This is a genomic window from Sphingomonas rustica (assembly GCF_039652585.1).
GTDB classification, from domain to species: domain Bacteria; phylum Pseudomonadota; class Alphaproteobacteria; order Sphingomonadales; family Sphingomonadaceae; genus Sphingomonas; species Sphingomonas rustica.
In genome coordinates this window covers 184,620-203,481 of the sequence record NZ_JBDIZK010000004.1, presented here as the reverse complement: position 1 = coordinate 203,481, position 18,862 = coordinate 184,620, and the positions used below count along the sequence as shown (strand labels likewise).

Below are 18,862 nucleotides of genomic sequence, written 5' to 3'. Positions count from 1 at the left end.
GCCGCGTGACCGTTCCACCCAAAAAGGCGTTTGCGCTCCGCCTCGATCCCGCGCTCTACGCGGCGATCGAGCGGGCGGCGGCGACCGACCTGCGCAGCGTGAACGCCCAGGTCGAATGCCTGCTGCGCGAGGCACTGAACCGGCGCGGCGTGAAGCTGGCCGCCCCGGTACGCGCCAAGCGCGGCCGTCCGCCCAAGCCCCGGCCAGGCGCGGAAGACGAGATCGATCCGTTCAACGAGGAGGAGACGCCATGATGTTCATGATGGTTCATTCCAGCCCCGAGCAGCTCAAGTTCCTGATTGCCGCGTCGGTGGCCTTTATCGGCATCGGCGTCGGCATGTTGTGGATGTGAAGCACATGACGGGCGATATCCGCGGACGCACCGAAAGCCGGTCAGGCGCCGAGGGTGGCAGGCCCGAATATTGGTTCAGGCCGAAGCGCCTGGGGATCGGTGCCAGTCCAGCCTCGTGGCAAGGCTGGGCCGCAACCTTCGCCTTTCTGGCCGGCGCCGCGCTGGTCGCCAAGCTCGGCCGGCAGTTCGATCCGCTATTGTGGATCCTGCTGCTGCCGCTGACCGTCGGATTCATCGCACTGGCGGCTGCCAAGACGGAAGGCGGCTGGCGGTGGCGCTGGGGATCGCGCGACGACTAGAGGCTGTCGTCGACCGCGCCGCGGCGGCCGGAAATGCCGCGCAAAACGGACTCGTTCGCGCATTGCCGCGTCCTCCCAGTCGCATATGGTGCGCAGCCAACGGGGCTTGCGTTCACCTGGGTGTCCCCAATCCTAGCATCATGCGACGCTGAGGGGGGCTCCATGACGATACCCGATCCGGTCACGCCGTTGACCGCGGCCGAACAGGCCTTTGTCGATCAGATCAATGCCAGCTGGACGCGCGACGAGGTCCTGACCCGGCTCAAGAACGACCTTCAGACCGCGATCCAGATCGAGCTCGCGACGATCCCGATCTATCTCTACACCTATTATTCGCTGGTCCGGAACAACGAGAGCGGCGAGACGATCAGCGACGCGCAACTCTTCGCCAACAAGGCCGGCGGGATCATCATGAGCGTGGCGGTGGAGGAGATGCTCCACATGTCACTGTCGTCGAACGTCCTCTTCTCGATGGGTGTCGCGCCTCAGCTCTACGGCAATGCGCCGGCCTCCTATCCCACCGGCCTGCCCTATCACAACCCGCAGGGACCGGTCGGTCCGGACGGGCAGACCGCGGTGAAGATCCCGCTGGCCAAGCTGGGCTTCGAGCAGCTTTGGCACTTCCTCCAGATCGAATATCCCGAGCAGTGGAATGCGCCACCGCAGGACAGCAACTGGGATACGATCGGCCAGTTCTATTCCTATATCCGCTGCCTGCTGAGCACGCAGTTCCTGACCGATGCGGATTTCCAGCAGGGCCAATGGGCCTATGCGATCCAGCCGTTCAATTATTCGCCGAACAATGTCGATACGATCTATCCCTCGGCCGGGTTCGATCCGTGGAAGCCCGCCCCGCCCGCGCCCAAGCCGAGCTGGTCCGACGGCGTCCAGGGCGCCGCGGAGGCGGCGGTCTATCCCGATTACGAAGACAGCCATGCCGGTCCGACCCAGTTGATCGCGATCCAGTCGATCCAGGATGCGGCGACTGCGATCGACACGATCTGCGACCAGGGGGAGGGCGTGCCGATCCCGGACATCGGCCCCGGCCCCGACGACGACCCATCCAAGGACGAGGCGTCGCACTATGTGAAGTTCCTGACGCTTCAGGCGCAGTTCGCCGATTATGCGGGGACAAGCGAGCAGCGGCCGCCGCAGCCGCCCGCCCCGACCGAGGTGATCGAGCCCGCGGTCACGCAGGACGAGCTGCTTGCCGCCGGAGTGCTGGTCGACATGCCAGACAGCCCGGTCGCGGCCAATTACCCGCCGCTCTATTCGGACATCACCAATTTCTGCAGCGCATGCTTCCAGTACATGCTGATCATGACCGAGACGATCTACCTGGTGCCGCCCGCCAGCCAGAAGCTGTTCTTCAACGAAGGGCTGCACCGCTCGATGATCTGGGTGCTGGACAAATATATCCGCACCATCCGCCAGATCCCGATCGGCGAGGGCGCCTATGCCGGCACGATGATGGGCCCGACCTTCGAGAATGTGTCGCTGGGCCTTCGCGTCGATTCGTTCGCCGGGCTGACCGACTATGGCAACAAGGCGATGGAGGCAGCCAAGGCGATCATCGCCGAACTGTCGGCGGATGAGGCGGGCGACCGGGTCGCCGAGGCGCTGGACACGGTCAACTTCGCCGCGGAGGCAGCCAAGGTCGAGAAGGACGGCGACCTGGTCAGCGTGATGCAGAACGTCATCTATTATGTCGGCGTGGCGATCACCAAGACCAGTGCCGACGGCCACCCGATGCACCTGCCCGATGTCGGGCCCTATTGGGCGGGCAACTGACCCCGTCACTGCATTCTGCGAGAGGAACGATCATGGCGTCATGCATCACCCCGCCCCCGACTCCGGCACCGCCGCCCGGCGTTCCGGTCCCGACCCCCTATCCCTATGCCGCCGAGCCGGCCTTTCCGAGCACGATCGGGCCGCAGCCGCAGGGGATGCCGCTCCATGCCTGCATGGGCCTGAACGCCTGTGCCGGATCTGACCGCTTCGGCATCGCGGGACCGCCGGGCGGCAATGGGCCCAATGCCTGTGCCGGTCAGGGCTATTGCTCGACCGGCACCGACCATACCTGCCACGTCCAGAACGACTGCAAGGGGCAGGGCGGATGCGGCCTGTACGGCACCGGCGAGGAGATGAACTCGCCAGGCGCCAACGACTGCCGGTCGCAAGGGTCCTGCGCCACGCCGATCAATGCCGAACGGTTCAGCACCAACGGTCCGAACCAGGGCCAGAGCGTCTGGCTGCGCGCCCGCGCGGTGTTCGAGGCCAACTGGCAGGCGACGCAGGAAGCATTGAAGCAGCAACAGGCCGGCGGTGCGATCCCCGTGGGCCAGACGCTGCCGGCCGCGCCGGGCGCGCCGCCGGCCGCGTTCGCGGCGACCGGACCGACCTATTTGTGGATCAGCGCCGATAATGAGTCGCGCGGCAACATGACCGCATGCGGGTCGAGCGGGATGAGCGGGGCTGGTGGCTGCAGCTGAGGACCTGCTGACCGGCCTGCCCCGGCTGGGACTGGGGCTGGGACTGCGCAACCTGCATTTCGAGGCGATCCTGTCGGGCGAGCCGCGCGACCTGTGGTTCGAGGCGATTTCCGAGAATTTCATGGACTCGGGCGGGCGGCCGCGCGCGGTGATCCGCGCCGTGGCAGAACGCTATCCGATCGCGCTGCACGGCGTATCGCTGTCGATCGGCAGCACCGATCCGCTCGACCGGGACTATCTCGCCGCGCTCAAGCGGCTGGCAGCGGAGGTTCGGCCCGCCTGGATCAGCGACCATCTGTGCTGGACGGGGATCAACGGCCGAAACTCGCACGACCTGTTGCCGATGCCGCTCAACGAAGAAAGCCTGGCCCATGTCGCGGCGCGCGTCCGACAGGTGCAGGATATCCTCGAACGGCCGCTGATCCTGGAGAATCCCAGCTGCTACGTCCGTTTTGCCGACTCGACGATCGACGAGCCGGATTTCCTGCGCGCGCTGACCGACGCGACCGGATGCGGCCTGCTGCTCGACGTCAACAATGTCTATGTGTCCTGCTTCAACGCCGGCACCGATCCGTTCGACTATCTCGATGCCTATCCCTGCGAGCGGGTGGTGCAGATGCACCTTGCCGGCCATCAGGACATGGGCAGCCATGTGATCGACACGCACGACCGGCCGGTCCGGCCGGAAGTGTGGGCGTTGTTCCGGCTCGCCTGGGCGCGGACGGGCGGCGCCTCGACCCTGCTCGAATGGGACGATGCGATTCCCGATTTCGATGCCTGCCTGGACGAACTGCGCAAGGCGGAGCGCTACATGGGCGATGCGCCGGGAGAGGCAGTCGCGCCGGAACGCGAGGGGAGTTGCGAGGGGGTCTCCAATCCGATCGGCTTCCTGGTGCCGCGGGCGATGGACGACTGCTTCCGGGACGTGGCGTGACCGGGCTGGCCGCCCTGCAGCAGCGCATGCACGCCGCGCTGGTCGTGCCGGATGCCGATCCTCAGGCAGCGACCGCGCTGTTTGCCGGCGACGGACGCCTTGGGGCGGCGGATGGGCTGGCCATCTACCAGCGCGGCTATCTGCTGCGCATCACCGCCTGCATGCGCGAGCAGTTTCCTGCGCTTTGCCATGCGCTCGGCCGGCCGTTGTTCGACGATTTCGTCGCCGACTATATCCGCGATTGCCCGCCCGAGCGGCACAGCCTCTATGATCTCGGCCGGCGGTTTGCCGGCTGGATGGAGGCGAGCCGACCTGACAGGACGGCGCGCGAGGGCTGGATCGACTTCATGGTCGACCTCGCCCGCTTCGAATATGCGGTCTTCACCCTGTTCGATGCGGAGGGCGACGAAGGCACGGCATTTGCCGACCAGAACACGCCCGATGCCGGGTTGCGCCTGCAGCGCGGTTTCTCGCTCGGCAGCTACGGCTTTCCGGTAGCGAGCTATTATCATGCAGTCCGGCGCGAGGAGACTCCGGCGGTCCCGCCGCCTATGGCCAGCCATGTCGCGCTGGTCCGGACCGACTATGTTACCCGCACCGTGCCGCTGACCGAGACGCAGCACGCCTTCCTGCACCGGCTCCATTCGGGCGAATCGGTCGATGCGGCATTGGCCGGGGTGGCGGCGCGTTCCGGCCTCGACGTCCAGCGGACGCGCGACTCCTGGCACGCGCGCGACGGGATCCGCGCACGCTGGATCGACTGGGGCCTGTTCGTCCGCCGCGCCTGAGCCCGGCGGACGATCCGGTTCAGGCGAAGGCTTCGTCGAGCAGCCGTGCCAGGCGAACGCCGCCGCGCTCGACCTGGAGCCGGGCGGGCTCCACCAGCTTCTCGATCGTCGCATCGTCCAGGCGGACGCGCTCGGGCACGGGGCCGCACGGGTCGCCATTCAGCGCGCTGGCATAGGCGACGTCGCGCGCGACCTGCCAGCTCTCACGGCTCCAGTCCTCGACGCTGCCCGCGGCGATCGTCGCGCGTTCCTCCGGCGAATAGGTGCGGACCAGCGAAGGCGGAGTCGAAATCGCGCGCTCGGCGAGCCAGCCGTCCCACAGGCTGTGAAGATTGAAACGCTCCGGCGCGTAGATCCCGTAGGCGGCGCGGACCCGGTTGCCGCCCAGGTCGTCGCGATCGCCGGCATGAAGCGGCATGTGCAGGTCGCCGACGAAATGGACGAGGAAGATGACCGCCTGCAGCTTCTCGCGCACCGGGACGGTCGGGTCCTTGATCAGCTTCATGTCGCGCGTGATCTGCGCCGAGACGCAGTTGCCGTCCTTGCACGGCGCCTTGAGGTCGAACGGCTTGCAGATATTGACGTTCTGATAGTGCCAGGACGAGGCATAGTTGAAGCGCTCGCCCAGCTTCTTGACGCAATCGGGCCACACGCTGGCCTGCTCGATCGAGCGGGCCGGGCAGGTCGGGGTCTCGAGCAGACCCTGGCGCTTCAGCAGCGCGTCGATCGCCGCGCGGGTCCTGGGGGTGACGTTCTTCCACGCGATGGCGGCCACGGTCTCATGGCCATATTCCCAATAGGCGCTGGCCGGAGTCGCTGCGGTGACGGTCGCGGCGACCAGCGCCGCCAGGAACAGGAAGAAGCGCTTCACTGATCGTCTCCATAGAAAGCGATGACCCGCTCGCCGGTCGAGGCGGCGCGGGCACGATACATGCCGGGGGTGGTGAAGCTCCAGGCGGTTTCGCCGCCCGGGCCTGCGACGATCACCCCGCCGGTGCCGCCCAGTTCCCTGGTCTCCGCCATCACCGTATCGGCTGCCTGCTGAAGCGATTCGCCGAGGAAGCGGACCCGCGCGCAGATTTCGTGTGCGACGCCTTCGCGGATGAAATATTCGCCGGCGCCGGTGGCCGAGATCGCGGCGGCACGATTGTCGGCATAGGTGCCCGCGCCGATCAGCGGCGAGTCGCCGATCCTGCCCCAGCGCTTGCCGGTGAGTCCGCCGGTCGAGGTGGCGGCGGCGACATTGCCGTCGCCGTCGCAGGCGACCGCGCCGACCGTGCCGTATTTCAGGTCGACGTCGAACCAGTTCGACTTGCGTGCCTTCAGCTCGTCAAGCTGACGGCGGCGCTCGGTCGTGGCGAAGAAGCTGTTGTCGACCTGTTCGAGGACGTGATCGCGCGCGAATTCATCGGTGCCCTCGCCGCTGAGCAGCACGTGCGGGCTGTGCGCCATCACCGCGCGGGCGAGCGCGACCGGGTGGCGCGTCGTGGTGCTGCCGGCGACGGCGCCGGCCGCGCGGGTGCGCCCGTCCATGATCGCCGCATCGAGCTCGTTGCGCCCCTCCCAGGTGAAGACCGCGCCGCGGCCGGCGTTGAAGGCTGGATCGTCCTCGAGCGCCTCGACCGCCGCCTGAACCGCATCGAGCGCGGACCCGCCGGCTTCGAGAATCGCGGTGCCGGCGCTGAGCGCCGCGTCCAGCCCGGCGTGGGCGGCCTCGGCCTGTTCGGGCGTCAGGCGGTCGCGCTCGATGATCCCTGCGCCGCCATGGATCATGAGGCTCCAGCGAGGGGCGGGGTCGACGGACATCAGGATACTCCGAATACGCTTCAAGACGGGGCCGGGCGCGCAACTGCCACGCCGGAGCGGCGCCCTTAGCAGATCGGTCCGCGCTTGCCAGCCGCGGGCCTGTCCCGGGGATCGACCGGTTTTGCATCCGGTCTGCGCGATCCTTTCATGCGGCCTGGATCGCACGTCCGGATCGCACGTCCGGATCGCACGTCGCTTGCCCGTTTCCCTCGCCCGGCCGAACCGCTATAGCGCGCGCATGTCGATACGCCCCTGGAGAGACATTCACCGCCGCCAATCGCGGCAGATCATGGTCGGCAACGTGCCGGTCGGTGGCGATGCGCCCGTGACGGTGCAGACCATGACCAACACGCTGACGTCCGACGCGCGCGCGACGATCGACCAGATCCGGCGCTGCGAGGATGCCGGCGTCGACATCATCCGGGTGAGCTGTCCCGACGTCGAATCGACCGCGGCGCTGAAGCAGATCGTCCGCGCCTCGCGCGTGCCGATCGTCGCCGACATCCATTTCCACTACAAGCGCGCGTTGGAAGCCGCCGATGCCGGCGCCGCCTGCCTGCGGATCAACCCCGGCAATATCGGATCCGCCGACCGGGTGAACGAGGTGGTCAACGCGGCCAAGGCCAATGGCTGTGCGATCCGCATCGGCGTGAACGCCGGCAGCCTCGAGAAGGACCTGCTCGAGAAATATGGCGAGCCCTGTCCCGAGGCGCTGGTCGAGTCGGCGCTGGACCATATCAAGCTGCTGCAGGACCGCGACTTCCACGAATTCAAGGTGGCGGTGAAGGCATCGGACGTGTTCCTGGCCGTCGCCGCCTACCAGCAGCTGGCCGAGGCGGTCGATTGCCCGCTGCACCTGGGCATCACCGAGGCGGGCGGCTTCGTCGGCGGCACCGTCAAGAGCGCGATCGGCATCGGTTCGCTCCTGTGGTTCGGCATCGGCGACACGATCCGAGTCAGCCTTTCGGCCGAACCGGAAGAAGAGGTCCGGGTCGGCTTCGAGATCCTGAAGTCGCTGGGCATCCGCAATCGCGGCGTGCGCGTGGTGTCGTGCCCGAGCTGTGCGCGGCAGGGGTTCGACGTGATCCGCACCGTCCAGACGCTGGAGGAGCGGTTGCAGCATATCCGCACGCCGATGTCGCTGTCGGTGCTGGGCTGTGTCGTCAACGGCCCCGGCGAGGCGCGCGAAACCGATATCGGGATCACCGGCGGTGGCAATGGCAAGCACATGGTCTATCTGTCGGGCGTGACCGACCATCATGTCGAGGATGCCGACATGGTGAATCACATCGTCCGGCTGGTCGAGGCCAAGGCGGCCGAGATCGAAGCCGCTAACGAGGCGGCGACGCAGGCGGCCGAATAAGCCCCCTCGTCTTTCGCCGGGCGCCGCGCTAGGCGGCGGCCATGGCCGCATCCGAACCGATCGCCGCACTGGGCGACACGCTGACCCTGGTGTCGGCGCTGATGGTCGCGCGCTATGCGCTGGTCGCGATGCACGGCGATGACGGCGGCTGGGGGCTGGCCGCCGCCTGGCTGCGTCGGATCGCGATCGTGGCGATCCTGCTTGTCGTGCTGCGGCTGGGCAGCATCGCGGCAGCGCGACCCGACATCGCCGCCCCGGTCGCGGCGATTGCCGCCGCGATCCTGTTGAGCGGCATCCTGCTGATCGTCCTGGATCGCTGGGCGACACGCCTCCTCACCGCCAGTCGCGACAGCCGATGACGGCCGCCCGGTCGCAGGTCGTTCCCGCCTTTCTGGCGGCATGCGCGGGCATCGCCCTCTATGCGGTCATGGACGCGGTGATGAAGGCCGGGTCGATCCGGATCGGGACCTACAACATGCTCGTCTGGCGGCTGGGGGTGGCGCTGGCGCTGACGGGGGCGCTCTACGGGCTGGCGCGTCCGACCCTGCCGTCGCGGGCGACGCTGAAGGTGCATTTCGGACGCAGCATCCTGGTCGCGGTGATGGCGATGGCGTTCTTCTGGGGGATCGTGCGCGTCCCGCTGGCGGAGGCGATCGCCCTGTCGTTCATCGCGCCGCTGATCGCGCTCGGGCTGGCGGCGCTGGTGCTGAAGGAAAAGGTCGGTCGGCGATCGGTCCTAGGGTCGCTGCTGGGGCTGGCCGGGGTCGGCGTGGTCGTGGCCGGTCGGATCGGCGGGACGCACAGCCACGAGACGCTGCTGGGCATGGGCGCGATCCTGGTCTCGGCGATCTTCTATGCGGTCAATCTGGTCGTGGCGCGGCACCAGGCACAGATCGCCAGGCCGTTGGAGATCGCGTTCTTCCAGAACCTGTTCGTCCTCGGCATGCTGGCGGTCCCGTCGCCCTGGTTGCTGACGGTGCCGGCGGCGCAGCATTGGCCCGGCATCGTCGGTGCCGCGGTGCTGGCGATCGCGTCGCTGCTGCTTCTGTCCTGGGCCTATGCCAGGGCGGAGGCACAGGTGCTGCTGACGGTCGAGTATACGGCGTTCATCTGGGCGGCGGCGATGGGCTGGATCTGGTTCGGCGAGCCGCTGACCCCGGCAACGGTTGCAGGGACGCTGCTGATCGTCGCAGGATGCCTGATGGCGGTGCGCCGGCAATCGGGCGCGCCGGAAGCGGAGGCTGGACTGCAATGATCGAGATACGCGCGGCGGCGCCGGACGACCTGGCGCTGGTCGCGGACTTCATCCGCAAGCTGGCCGAGTACGAGAAGCTGAGCCACGAGGTGCGCTTCGACCTCGACACGCTGGGCCGTCACCTGTTCGGTGCGCATCCCGCGGCCGAGGTGATCATCGGCGAGGTGGATGGCGAGCCGAAGGGCTTCGCCCTGTTCTTCCAGACCTTTTCGACCTTCGAGGGGAAGCCGGGCATCTATCTGGAGGATCTGTTCGTCGAGCCAGATGCGCGCGGGTCGGGGCTGGGCCGGGCGCTGCTGTCGCGGCTGGCGGCGCTGGTCGTCGAGCGCGGCGGCGTACGGCTGGAATGGTCGGTGCTCGACTGGAACGAGCTGGGCAAGGGCTTCTACCGCTCTATCGGCGCGGCGTCGGTCGACGGGTGGGAGCGCTGGCGCATGGAGGGCGACGCGATCGCCCGTCTGGCCGATGGCCGCTGACACCGGCCTGATCGACTGGGTGAAGGAAGCGGCCGAGCCGCTGGGCACGATCACGCACAAGCGGCTGTTCGGCGGCGCGGCGCTCTATGCCGACGGGGTGGCGTTCGCGATCGTCGCGTTCGACTCGCTGTGGTTCAAGGCGGATGCGGAAAGCGACGAGATCTGGGACGCCGAGGGGTGCGGGCGCTTCACCGTGGAGATGAAGGGGCGCACGGCCAGCATGAACTATCGCCGCGCACCCGACGACGTCTATGACGATGCGGACACGCTGCAGCGCTGGGCGATGCTCGCGATCGAGGCGGGCCGGCGCGCGCCGCCGAAGAAGCCGAAACGCAGGCGCGGCTGAGCGTCAGGATCCGCCGAGCACGTTGATCGTGAAGGCGATCACGCCGAGGTTGAACACGAACGCCGCCAGGCAGTGGAGCGTGACCACCCGGCGCATCCGCCCGCTGGTGATCGACACGTCGCTGGTCTGGAAGGTCATGCCCAGGCAATAGGCGAAGTAGATGAAGTCCCAATAGTCGGGCTCGGACGTCTTGGGAAACTCCAGCCCCCCTTCGTCGCCGCCGTCCGCGGCGGTGTAGAAGATGTGGGCATAGTGGAGCGCATAGATCAGGTTGGAGAACAGCCAGCTCATCGCCAGCGTGCCGACGATCAGCACCAGCGAGGTGGGATGCGGGGCCTGGCGCTGCATCAGTTCGGAGGCGATGGCGACGAGGATCACGACGCTGACCGCGCTGGTGATCAGCAGCAGCACGACGCGATTCGCGTCGTTGCGGCGTGCCGAGGCGCGCATGCTGCCCGATTCGTGCGACAGCAGCGGGCTGAAGGCGATCAGGAAGGCGACCGCGCCGGCGTCGAACCCGGCCATGACGCCGTGCCGGAGCCCCAGCGGCGGAATGGCCAGCCAGCAGCCGATCGCGACGACGAGGAGGAACAGCAGGAAACGCGGCGGGGCGATCAGATTGCCGATGCCGCGCGGTTCGCTCTTGGTGGCCATGGCGCCACGCTAGGCCTGTTTCGAACGGTCCGCCACAAGGATGATCGGCCCGGCGAGCGCAACCCGCCGGGCCGATCGAACTTATGCGTCCTTGGCGTTCTTCGCGGCCTGGATCGCCTCGAGGACGATCTGGCGAGCCTCTTCGGCATCGCCCCACTGGCCGATGCGAACCCACTTTTCGGACTCGAGGTCCTTATAGTGTTTGAAGAAATGCTCGATCTGCTGGAGCACGATCGAGGGCAGGTCCTGGCGCTCGCCCACATCCGCATAATAGGGGAAGGTGGTGTCGACGGGCACGCAGACCAGCTTCTCGTCGCCGCCGGCCTCGTCCTCGAGCTTGAGCACGCCGATCGGACGGGCGCGCACGACGCAGCCCGGCACGAAGGGCGAGCGCGCGATGACGAGCGCGTCGAGCGGATCGCCATCGGGCGACAGCGTATGCGGCACGAAGCCGTAATTCGCCGGGTACCGCATCGGCGTGTGCAGGATGCGATCGACGAACAGCGCCCCCGACGCCTTGTCGAACTCATACTTCACCGGCTCCCCGCCGGTCGGGACTTCGATGATCACGTTCAGGCTGTGCGGCGGATCGTCGCCCACAGGAATCAGGTCGATGCGCATCTTCTTACCTTGCTAGAGGCGATGCCCGTCCGCGTCACCGCGGTGCGAGCAACCTGTCCAGACCAGCCTCTCCCTCGGCCGTCTTTTCGAGGCGCGGATAGCGAAGTCCGCCATGATAGTCGATGGCCACTTCGCGGTAGCGATCGCCGCTTTTCACCGTCAGGCGGATCGGATCCTTCGACGTGGCGGCGTCGCGCACCGCCGCCTTGATGCGATCCGACGAATAGGCCATCCCCGCGACAGCGACGACCTCGTCCCCCAGGTCGAGCCCGGCGTCGAACGCGGGGCTGTCCCAGGTCACGCCGGCGATGGCGCCGGACTTGCCGAACACCAGCCCCAGGCCATAGCTGAGGTCGGTCTGGCTGCGCGATTTCTCGCCCGCCTTGAACCAGGAGGTGGGCGTGTCGGTGAAGACCAGTTTATAGCCATTGCCGGTCAGGCCGTTGAGCGGTGCGCGATCGCCGGTCTCGGTCAGGCGCTTCAAGAGGAAGACCTTCCAGTCCCACGGGACGACATCGTTCAGGCCGCGCGCGACATCGTCGAGCGTATAGGTGACGACGCCCCAGTCGCCATCGCGAAGCCCCAGGAACGCGCGGGCGAAATCGTCGATCGACTTCGTGCCGTTCGACCGGGCGCGCAGGATCGAGTCGATCTCGAGCCAGACCAGCAGGCCCTCGTTGTAATAATCCTCCGATCGCTGCCAGCTCGTCCAGCCCTTGGGCCGGCGCGCCGAGATGATCGGGTCGTTGGTGGTGTCGACCAGGTTGCGCCACTGGCGTGCCGGGCGATTGTCCAGGCTGGCGGCGATCCCGGCCAGCGCGTCGAGCGTCTCCTGCTTGGTGAACAGGCCCGAGCGTGCGCCCAGGACATAGCCCCAGAACTGGTCCTGCCCCTCATAGGCCCACAGCAGGCTGTTGCGCATCGGGGTGCGGAAGTCGGGGGTGAAGGCGTCGGCGCCGCGGCGGAACTTGCCGATCCAGCTATGGCTATATTCGTGCGGCAGCAGGTTGCGGTCAGTCAGCCCGTCGTCCCACTTGATGAAATAGCCCGGCTCGACCTGGTTTTCCGAGCTGCGATGATGCTCCAGCCCGATGCCGCCGATCTGGTCGGAGATGGCGAGCAGGAACTCGTAATGGTCATAATGTTCGGTACCGAACGCCTTGACCGTCTGTTCGACCAGCTTCCTGTGCAGGTCGATCTGCCAGTCCTTGGCGTTCAGTTCCTCGGCCGTGTCGGCGAAGACGTTGAGGTCGACGCGCGGCGACAGCGGGAATTCGCGATAATAGCGGCCGGCGAAGACGGGCGAATCGACCAGCGTGTCGTAATCGGTCTTCTCATAGCTGTAGACCTGCCCCTGGACCTTGGCGGGAAGGCCGGAGGCTGCGGTCCAGCCGGCGGGATATTTCACCGTCGCCTGCACCGGGATGCGGCGGGTGAAATAGCCCGCCGGATAGAGACTCATCGAGTTGAACTGGAGGTTGAGCATCGTCGGCGTCATGACGATTCGGCCCTGGTTCGGTGCGGTCGCCGAGATGAACTGGAAGTCGAGATCGAGCTTCCGCGCGCCGGCCGGCACGTCGATATGAAAGGCGAACACATCGACCGTGTCGCGCGTCCAGGGGACGATCTTGCCGTTCGCGCGGATCTTCAGCCCGGCGAGCTTCTCGATCTGGCCGCGCGGGGCGTGCGCGCCCGGCAGCCAGGCGGGGAAGAGCAGCACCATATGGCCGGCCTTCGCCACCGGGATCGTCTGCTTCACGCGGAAGATGCCGCGCTGGGTGTCGGTCGCGTCGATGTCGAGCAGCATCGTGCCGGGATAGGGGCGGTCCTGCGCCGCAGGGATCGTGTCGACGATCGGCAGCGGCTGCGGCGCCGAATTCTGGGCGAGGGCGGGACTAACCGAGGCGAGGAGAAGCGTGGCGATCAGGGACAGACGGCGCATCTGGGGCCTTTCGAAACATGTCATGCCGGGCAGATAGGCGGGCGGAAGCGGGCGAGTAAAGCCGCGCACGTTTCTGGCGGATTTCCGACCTCGGCGGAGGGGGCAAACAGGGTTCACGGGTCCCTAACCATTGCCGCCTAAGCATCGCCGCGATGTATCACGATCCCGAACTCGCCCGCACGGCCAAGGCCGATCCCAGGCCCCGATCGGCGGTGAGCGGCGCCGTCGGGTTGGTCGGACTTGCCGGGATGATCGCCTGGCTGGTCGTCGCGTCGCATTATGAGCTGAACGGGCCCTTTGCGGCGCTGGCCAATGTCGCCGCGGTCGGCGTGCCGATGCTGCTATGGTCGGTGATCGTCGACAAGGTGCACCGCAATGCCAGTACCGGGATCGACTGGGCCTTGGCCCGATCGTGGCGCGAGACGCGCGAGATCAGCATGACCAAGCTGGCCGGACTGTGGCTGACCTGGGGCGGGATGGCGGTGATCTATGCCGGCTGCCGCTTCTGGTGGGACGACCGGTTCACCAATTTCCCCTTCTCGATGTGGTGTTTCGAGACGATCGCGCCGTGGTTGTTCCTTGCGTCGATTCCCTATGTGCTGTGGCTCGACCGTCACCTGGTCGAGCCGCGCGACGGGGCCTGGGCGCTGGGCACCTGGGCGATGGGCAACGGCCGGATCGAGGACCGGTCGCTGATCTGGAACCATCTGCGCAGCTGGGCGGTGAAGGGCTTCTTCCTGGCCTTCATGATCGCGATCGTGCCGCCCGGGTTCGGCGAATTCGTCAGCTGGGACCTGTCGCGCCTGCCGGGCGATCCGGTGGCGCTGGCCAATTACTGCATCGCCTTCATGTTCGTGATCGACGTCGCCTTCGCGACCGCGGGCTATATCCTGACCTTCCGCCCGCTCGACAGCCACATCCGGACCGCCAATCCCAATGCGGTGGGATGGACCGCGGCGCTGATCTGCTACCCGCCCTTCCTGCTGATGGGCGAAGGCGGGCCGCTCAACTATCATCCCGGCACGGCGGACTGGAGCTACTGGTTCGCCGCGCATCCGTGGATCCTGGCCGGGATCGGTACGATACTGGTCGCGCTGACCGGAATCTATGCCTGGGCGACCGTTGCGTTCGGCATCCGCTTCTCGAACCTGACCCACCGGGGCGTGCTGACCCATGGGCCCTATGCCTGGACGCGCCACCCGGCCTATCTGGCCAAGAATGCGTTCTGGTGGCTCTCGACCCTGCCGTTCCTCGCGACCACCGGAAGCTGGTCCGACGCGGCGTCGAACAGCTTCGTGATGGCAGTGGTCAGCGGCGTGTATTTCTGGCGCGCCAAGACCGAGGAGCGCCATCTGGGGATGGACCCCGCCTATGCCGAATACAGCGCCTGGATGACGCGCAATGCGCCGGTGCCGCGCTTCTGTGCCTGGGCGGCCGGCGGGTTCGGCAGGCGCGAACGCGCCTGAGGCCGCGCCTCAGAAGCGCGCCTCGTCATAGACGCGGGTGATGTCGCCCGCCCAGTCGCCGTTGAAACGGTCGAGCAGGACCTGCGCCGGCACCTTGCCGGTCCGCACGATCTCGCGCAGCGGATCGAGGAAGCCCGTCTCGTTATCGCCCGACGAGTTCAGCCGCGCGCGCGCCGCCAGACCGGCATGGGCGATGTCGAGCACCTGACCGGCGATGTCGCGCAGCTTGCGGCCGCCCGGCACCGGGGCATCGAGTGCGAGCGCCGGTACCGAATCGCGCAGCGCCTGGCGCGCGCTCATGTCCCAGTCCTTGACCAGGTCCCAAGCCGCGTCGAGCGCACCCTGGTCGTAAAGCAGCCCGACCCAGAAGGCGGGCAGCGCGCAGATCCGGCCCCAGCGGCCGCCATCGGCGCCGCGCATCTCGAGGAAGGTCTTGAGCCTGACTTCGGGAAAGGCGGTCGAAAGATGATCGGCCCAGTCGTCCATCGTCGGCTTGTGGCCGGGATAGGCGGGCAGTTCGCCCTTCAGGAAGTCGCGGAAGCTCTGGCCGGCGGCGTCGATATATTTGCCGTCGCGGTAGACGAAGTACATCGGCACATCGAGCGCATAGTCGGCATAGCGTTCATAGCCGAAGCCGTCCTCGAACACGAAGGGCAGCATGCCCGTGCGCGCAGGATCGGTGTCCGACCAGATGTGCGAGCGGAAGCTGAGCAGGCCGTTGGGCTTGCCCTCGGTGAAGGCGGAGTTGGCGAACAATGCGGTCGCCAGCGGCTGCAGCGCCAGCCCGACGCGGAACTTCTTCGCCATGTCGGCTTCGGACGCATAGTCGAGATTCACCTGGATCGTGCAGGTGCGCAGCATCATGTCGAGACCCAGGCTGCCGACGCGCGGCATATGGTCCAGCATGATGCGATAGCGGCCCTTGGGCATGATCGGCAGCTCGGCGCGCGTCTTGTCCGGCCACATGCCGAGACCGAGGAAGCTGAGGCCCAGCCGGTCGCCGACTGCCTTCACCTGCTTGAGGTGGCGCCCCGCCTCGGCACAGGTCTGGTGCAGATTGTCGAGCGGCGCGCCCGACAGTTCGAGCTGGCCGGCAGGCTCGAGGCTGACCGTGCCGTCGGGGCCGGACAGCGCGATGACCTTCCCGCCCTCCTCGACCGGGGTCCAGCCGAACTCGGTCAGGGCCATCAGCAGGTCGCGGATGCCGCCGGGCTCGTCATAGCTGGGCGCATGATGATCGGCAGTCGAGAACACGAATTTCTCGTGCTCGGTGCCGATCCGCCACCGGTCGACCGGCTTTTCGCCGCCGGAGAAATAGTCGATCAGCTGGCTGCGGTGCTCGATGACCGGAGAGTTGCTGTCTGAAACGGTCTTCGTGCTCATGTCGCGCCTTTAGCTGCGGCCGAATGACCGCGCCAGAGCCAATCTGTACCGGTCGGTCACCAGTCGCCCGCGGCTCCCATCCACAGGCTGACGGCGGCGGCCGCCGCGGTCTCCGCGCGCAGGATGCGCGGGCCCAGCGCGATGCCGACGGCCGTGGGCAGCGCGCGGATCGCCTCGCGCTCCGCCGCATCGAATCCGCCCTCGGGACCGATCAGGATCGCCGCCGGGCCGGGCGTTGCGCGCATCGCCTCCAGCGCCGGCGCACCGCCGGTCTCGTCGGCGAAGAACAGGGCGCGGTCGGCGGGCCAGTCGCGCAGCAGCGCGGCCAGCTTCACCGGTTCGTCGAGCCGGGGCAGCGCGGTGCGGCCGCATTGCTCGGCCGCCTCGATCATGTGCGTGCGCAGCCGGTCGAGATTCAGCCGGTCGATCACGGTTCGGCGGGTCAGCACCGGCACCAGCCGGTCGACGCCCAGCTCGCAGGCCTTTTCGGCGACCCAGTCGATTCGCCCCTTCTTGATCGGCGCAGCGCACAGCCACAGGTCGGGCACCGCTTCCCGCTCGCGCAGCCGCTCGACGAGATCGAGAATCAGGTCGCGCTTGCTGATCTGCGCCGCGGTGGCCAGCCATTCTCCGCTGCGATCGTCGAACAGCTTGACCGGATCGCCCGCCTTCATCCGCATCACCGAGACGAGATAATGCGCCTGCCCGCCGTCGATGCGGACCTGCATGCCCTGCGCCAGCGGCTGGTCGACGAACAGGCGGGGGGTGGATTGTGGCGGCCAGGCGGGGGTAGCGGGCATGACGCCGCTTACCGCGCGGCACCGTCCGCGTCACCCCGTCGCCGGTCGTCGAGGCGGCGGCTCATTCGGGCGGCCGGCGAGGCGGTCCGCCTGCGCGGGCGGGCCTCAGCCTGGGCAGTTCGTCGCGCACGAGCTTCCCGTCGCGATTGACGTCGAGCATCGCGAAGCGCTGACGCGCAGCCAGGGTGAACTCGTCGGGGTCGATGCCGCGGTTGAAATTGCGATCCGCGGCGATCACCGGCTGCGGATAGTCGAGATAGCCGAAACGGCCCGCGCCCTGCTTCCCGCCGCCCATTCCGGGTCCACGCGAACTGATGCGGCTGCCGGTTCGCTCGCCACTGCCGTCGGGGCTGCCACCGCCGGGGCCGCCGCCTGGCCCGCCTGGACCGCGTGGCGCGCTGCGGCCGCCACCTCCACCGGCACTGGCAACGCGAATCTCGGGGAGCAGGACGGTCTCATAGGCCTCGATATCGTCAGGATCGATCTCGCCATCCGCCTTGCGGTCGAGCAGCCTGAAGACGCGCTGCGCGTCGGCGACGAACTCGGCCAGGGTGATCGCGCCATCGCCGTCGCGGTCTGCGCCGGCGAACCAGCGTTCCTGCGGTGGGGTGTCGCCGGGGTGCGCGCGAAACGGTTCGCCCATCGGGCTGACGAACAACAGTCCGCCGCCCGGCCGCATTCCGGGGCCTGCACCCTCCGGCGGCATGCCCGGCCCGCCCGTCGGCGGCCAGCGATGGAAGTCCGGATGACCCCCGCGCGCAGCGCATCCGGCGGTGGCAAGGGCGATCATGAAAAGGGCGAGGTGACGCATCTTGTTCCCCGAAGTCGAGCGATGACGGCCACGCGCTATCCGCGGCGGATCGCGACACTGTTCCCGAATGTTGCAACGCGTTTCAGAGCTTGACCTGCGACAGTCGCGGGCGAAGGACAGGCCATGGCTCCGACCGACGCAGCGCCCGAGATCGTTCCCGACACCGAGTATCGCGGGCTGACCCGCCTGCTGCCGGCGCGGGTGCGGCCATTTGCCCTGCTGGCGCGGTTCGACCGGCCGATCGGCTGGTGGCTGCTGTTCTGGCCGGGTGCCTGGGCAATCGCGCTGGCTGGCGCCGCGATCGATCGCTGGGACCTGATCCTGTGGTTCCTGCTGGGCAGCATCGCGATGCGCGGGGCGGGCTGCGTCTATAACGACATCGTCGACCGCGACCTGGACCGGCAGGTGGCCCGTACCCGCAGCCGGCCGCTGGCCAGCGGTGCGGTAAGCCTGAAGGCCGCCTGGGCGTGGCTGGTGTTCCTGTGCCTGATCGGCCTCGTCGTGCTGGTGCAGCTGAGCCTGACCGCCGCGATCGTCGCGCTGGGCAGCCTGGCACTGGTCGCCGCCTATCCCTTCATGAAGCGGATCACCTGGTGGCCCCAGGCATGGCTCGGCATGGTGTTCTCCTGGGCGGCGCCGGTCGCCTGGGCGCAGGCGGGAACCGCCAACTGGGGCTGGACGCCCGGGCTGCTGCTCTATGCCGGCTCGATCTTCTGGGTGATCGGCTATGACACCATCTATGCGCTTCAGGACGTCGAGGACGATGCGCTGGTCGGGGTGCGGTCGTCGGCGCGGCGGCTGGGGAGCGGGGTGCGCCCCGGTGTCGCCGGCTTCTACCTGCTGGCGCTGATCCTCTGGGGCGCCGCCATCTGGCAGTTGCGGCCCGAGGCGCTGGCGCTGGTCGCCCTGCTGCCGGTCGCTGGTCACCTCGCATGGCAGGTCGCGACGCTGCAGCCGCGGGACGGCGCCGGTGCGCTTCGTCGGTTCCGCGCGAACCGTTACGCCGGGCTGCTGATGTTTGCCGCATGCTTCGTCGTGGGGCAGACGGTTTGACCCTGCGCCCCCGCATACCTA

21 protein-coding genes are annotated in these 18,862 nt (G+C 67.8%); 13 read left to right on the top strand and 8 right to left on the bottom strand.

Annotated elements, in window-relative coordinates; all coding sequences use genetic code 11:
- The first annotated feature begins 5 nt into the window (after window positions 1-5).
- The 6 genes from TPR58_RS08665 to TPR58_RS08640 all read left to right on the top strand — a co-directional run bounded on the left by TPR58_RS08665 (window position 6) and on the right by TPR58_RS08640 (window position 4,865).
- Complete coding sequence (locus TPR58_RS08665) at window positions 6-254, top strand: type II toxin-antitoxin system antitoxin (RefSeq protein ID WP_346246239.1); 249 nt, start codon at window positions 6-8, stop codon at window positions 252-254.
- Between the two features lie 103 nt (window positions 255-357).
- Window positions 358-651, top strand: a complete 294-nt coding sequence (locus tag TPR58_RS08660; RefSeq protein ID WP_346246238.1) for a hypothetical protein — start codon at window positions 358-360, stop codon at window positions 649-651.
- 162 nt (window positions 652-813) lie between these two features.
- Entirely contained in the window at window positions 814-2,442 is a 1,629-nt protein-coding gene (locus tag TPR58_RS08655) for a ferritin-like domain-containing protein (protein WP_346246237.1), read from the top strand.
- A 32-nt stretch (window positions 2,443-2,474) separates the two neighbouring features.
- On the top strand, window positions 2,475-3,143 hold the full coding sequence (locus TPR58_RS08650) for a hypothetical protein (protein ID WP_346246236.1): 669 nt from the start codon (window positions 2,475-2,477) through the stop codon (window positions 3,141-3,143).
- A gap of 7 nt (window positions 3,144-3,150) precedes the next feature.
- Window positions 3,151-4,077 carry an MNIO family bufferin maturase gene (gene bufB / locus TPR58_RS08645; RefSeq protein ID WP_346246382.1) on the top strand — a complete coding sequence of 309 codons (927 nt, stop codon included), beginning with the start codon at window positions 3,151-3,153 and terminating at the stop codon, window positions 4,075-4,077.
- Entirely contained in the window at window positions 4,074-4,865 is a 792-nt protein-coding gene (locus TPR58_RS08640; RefSeq protein ID WP_346246235.1) for an HvfC/BufC family peptide modification chaperone, read from the top strand. Before bufB ends, TPR58_RS08640 begins: the two co-directional genes overlap by 4 nt.
- 19 nt (window positions 4,866-4,884) lie before the next feature.
- Here the strand turns inward: TPR58_RS08640 and TPR58_RS08635 are convergent, their stop codons facing one another.
- Both TPR58_RS08635 and TPR58_RS08630 read right to left on the bottom strand, forming a co-directional pair.
- Window positions 4,885-5,736, bottom strand: a complete 852-nt coding sequence (locus TPR58_RS08635) for a S1/P1 nuclease (RefSeq protein ID WP_346246234.1) — start codon at window positions 5,734-5,736, stop codon at window positions 4,885-4,887.
- Complete coding sequence (locus TPR58_RS08630) at window positions 5,733-6,671, bottom strand: isoaspartyl peptidase/L-asparaginase family protein (protein WP_346246233.1); 939 nt, start codon at window positions 6,669-6,671, stop codon at window positions 5,733-5,735. Before TPR58_RS08630 ends, TPR58_RS08635 begins: the two co-directional genes overlap by 4 nt.
- Before the next feature lie 238 nt (window positions 6,672-6,909).
- On the opposite strand from TPR58_RS08630, the gene ispG reads away from it, so the two are divergent.
- Genes ispG through TPR58_RS08605 form a run of 5 tightly spaced genes read left to right on the top strand, consistent with a single transcriptional unit; the run spans window position 6,910 to window position 10,111 of the window.
- Window positions 6,910-8,034 (top strand): flavodoxin-dependent (E)-4-hydroxy-3-methylbut-2-enyl-diphosphate synthase, encoded by a 1,125-nt coding sequence (ispG, locus tag TPR58_RS08625; RefSeq protein WP_346246232.1) that lies wholly within the window; start codon window positions 6,910-6,912, stop codon window positions 8,032-8,034.
- 41 nt (window positions 8,035-8,075) lie between these two features.
- On the top strand, window positions 8,076-8,393 hold the full coding sequence (locus TPR58_RS08620) for a hypothetical protein (protein ID WP_346246231.1): 318 nt from the start codon (window positions 8,076-8,078) through the stop codon (window positions 8,391-8,393).
- Window positions 8,390-9,289: a DMT family transporter gene (locus TPR58_RS08615; RefSeq protein WP_346246230.1), complete on the top strand. Its 900-nt coding sequence runs from the start codon at window positions 8,390-8,392 to the stop codon at window positions 9,287-9,289. The genes TPR58_RS08620 and TPR58_RS08615 overlap by 4 nt, the downstream gene beginning before the upstream one ends.
- Window positions 9,286-9,765 carry a GNAT family N-acetyltransferase gene (locus TPR58_RS08610; RefSeq protein ID WP_346246229.1) on the top strand — a complete coding sequence of 160 codons (480 nt, stop codon included), beginning with the start codon at window positions 9,286-9,288 and terminating at the stop codon, window positions 9,763-9,765. The genes TPR58_RS08615 and TPR58_RS08610 overlap by 4 nt, the downstream gene beginning before the upstream one ends.
- Window positions 9,755-10,111 carry a TfoX/Sxy family protein gene (locus tag TPR58_RS08605; protein WP_346246228.1) on the top strand — a complete coding sequence of 119 codons (357 nt, stop codon included), beginning with the start codon at window positions 9,755-9,757 and terminating at the stop codon, window positions 10,109-10,111. Before TPR58_RS08610 ends, TPR58_RS08605 begins: the two co-directional genes overlap by 11 nt.
- Window positions 10,112-10,114: 3 nt before the next feature.
- Here TPR58_RS08605 and TPR58_RS08600 read toward each other — a convergent pair whose 3' ends face one another.
- From TPR58_RS08600 to TPR58_RS08590, 3 genes are all read right to left on the bottom strand, one after another.
- On the bottom strand, window positions 10,115-10,765 hold the full coding sequence (locus TPR58_RS08600; protein WP_346246227.1) for a DUF1345 domain-containing protein: 651 nt from the start codon (window positions 10,763-10,765) through the stop codon (window positions 10,115-10,117).
- Between the two features lie 81 nt (window positions 10,766-10,846).
- Window positions 10,847-11,386: an inorganic diphosphatase gene (ppa, locus tag TPR58_RS08595; RefSeq protein WP_346246226.1), complete on the bottom strand. Its 540-nt coding sequence runs from the start codon at window positions 11,384-11,386 to the stop codon at window positions 10,847-10,849.
- A 34-nt stretch (window positions 11,387-11,420) separates the two neighbouring features.
- A complete protein-coding gene (locus tag TPR58_RS08590; RefSeq protein WP_346246225.1) occupies window positions 11,421-13,328 on the bottom strand; it encodes a M61 family metallopeptidase in 1,908 nt (635 codons plus the stop codon).
- Window positions 13,329-13,480: 152 nt separating this feature from the next.
- On the opposite strand from TPR58_RS08590, the gene TPR58_RS08585 reads away from it, so the two are divergent.
- Complete coding sequence (locus tag TPR58_RS08585) at window positions 13,481-14,794, top strand: methyltransferase family protein (RefSeq protein ID WP_346246224.1); 1,314 nt, start codon at window positions 13,481-13,483, stop codon at window positions 14,792-14,794.
- Window positions 14,795-14,803: 9 nt separating this feature from the next.
- On the opposite strand, the gene TPR58_RS08580 is transcribed toward TPR58_RS08585, so the two are convergent.
- From TPR58_RS08580 to TPR58_RS08570, 3 genes are all read right to left on the bottom strand, one after another.
- Window positions 14,804-16,177 carry a glutamate--cysteine ligase gene (locus TPR58_RS08580; RefSeq protein WP_346246223.1) on the bottom strand — a complete coding sequence of 458 codons (1,374 nt, stop codon included), beginning with the start codon at window positions 16,175-16,177 and terminating at the stop codon, window positions 14,804-14,806.
- A gap of 56 nt (window positions 16,178-16,233) precedes the next feature.
- Window positions 16,234-16,977, bottom strand: a complete 744-nt coding sequence (locus tag TPR58_RS08575; RefSeq protein WP_346246222.1) for a 16S rRNA (uracil(1498)-N(3))-methyltransferase — start codon at window positions 16,975-16,977, stop codon at window positions 16,234-16,236.
- A gap of 61 nt (window positions 16,978-17,038) precedes the next feature.
- Window positions 17,039-17,788, bottom strand: coding sequence for an EF-hand domain-containing protein (locus TPR58_RS08570; protein ID WP_346246221.1), 750 nt, complete (start codon window positions 17,786-17,788; stop codon window positions 17,039-17,041).
- A gap of 123 nt (window positions 17,789-17,911) precedes the next feature.
- On the opposite strand from TPR58_RS08570, the gene ubiA reads away from it, so the two are divergent.
- The gene (gene ubiA, locus TPR58_RS08565) at window positions 17,912-18,841 is read left to right on the top strand and encodes a 4-hydroxybenzoate octaprenyltransferase (RefSeq protein ID WP_346246220.1); all 930 of its coding nucleotides are present in this window, start codon (window positions 17,912-17,914) and stop codon (window positions 18,839-18,841) included.
- Window positions 18,842-18,862: the final 21 nt, after the last annotated feature.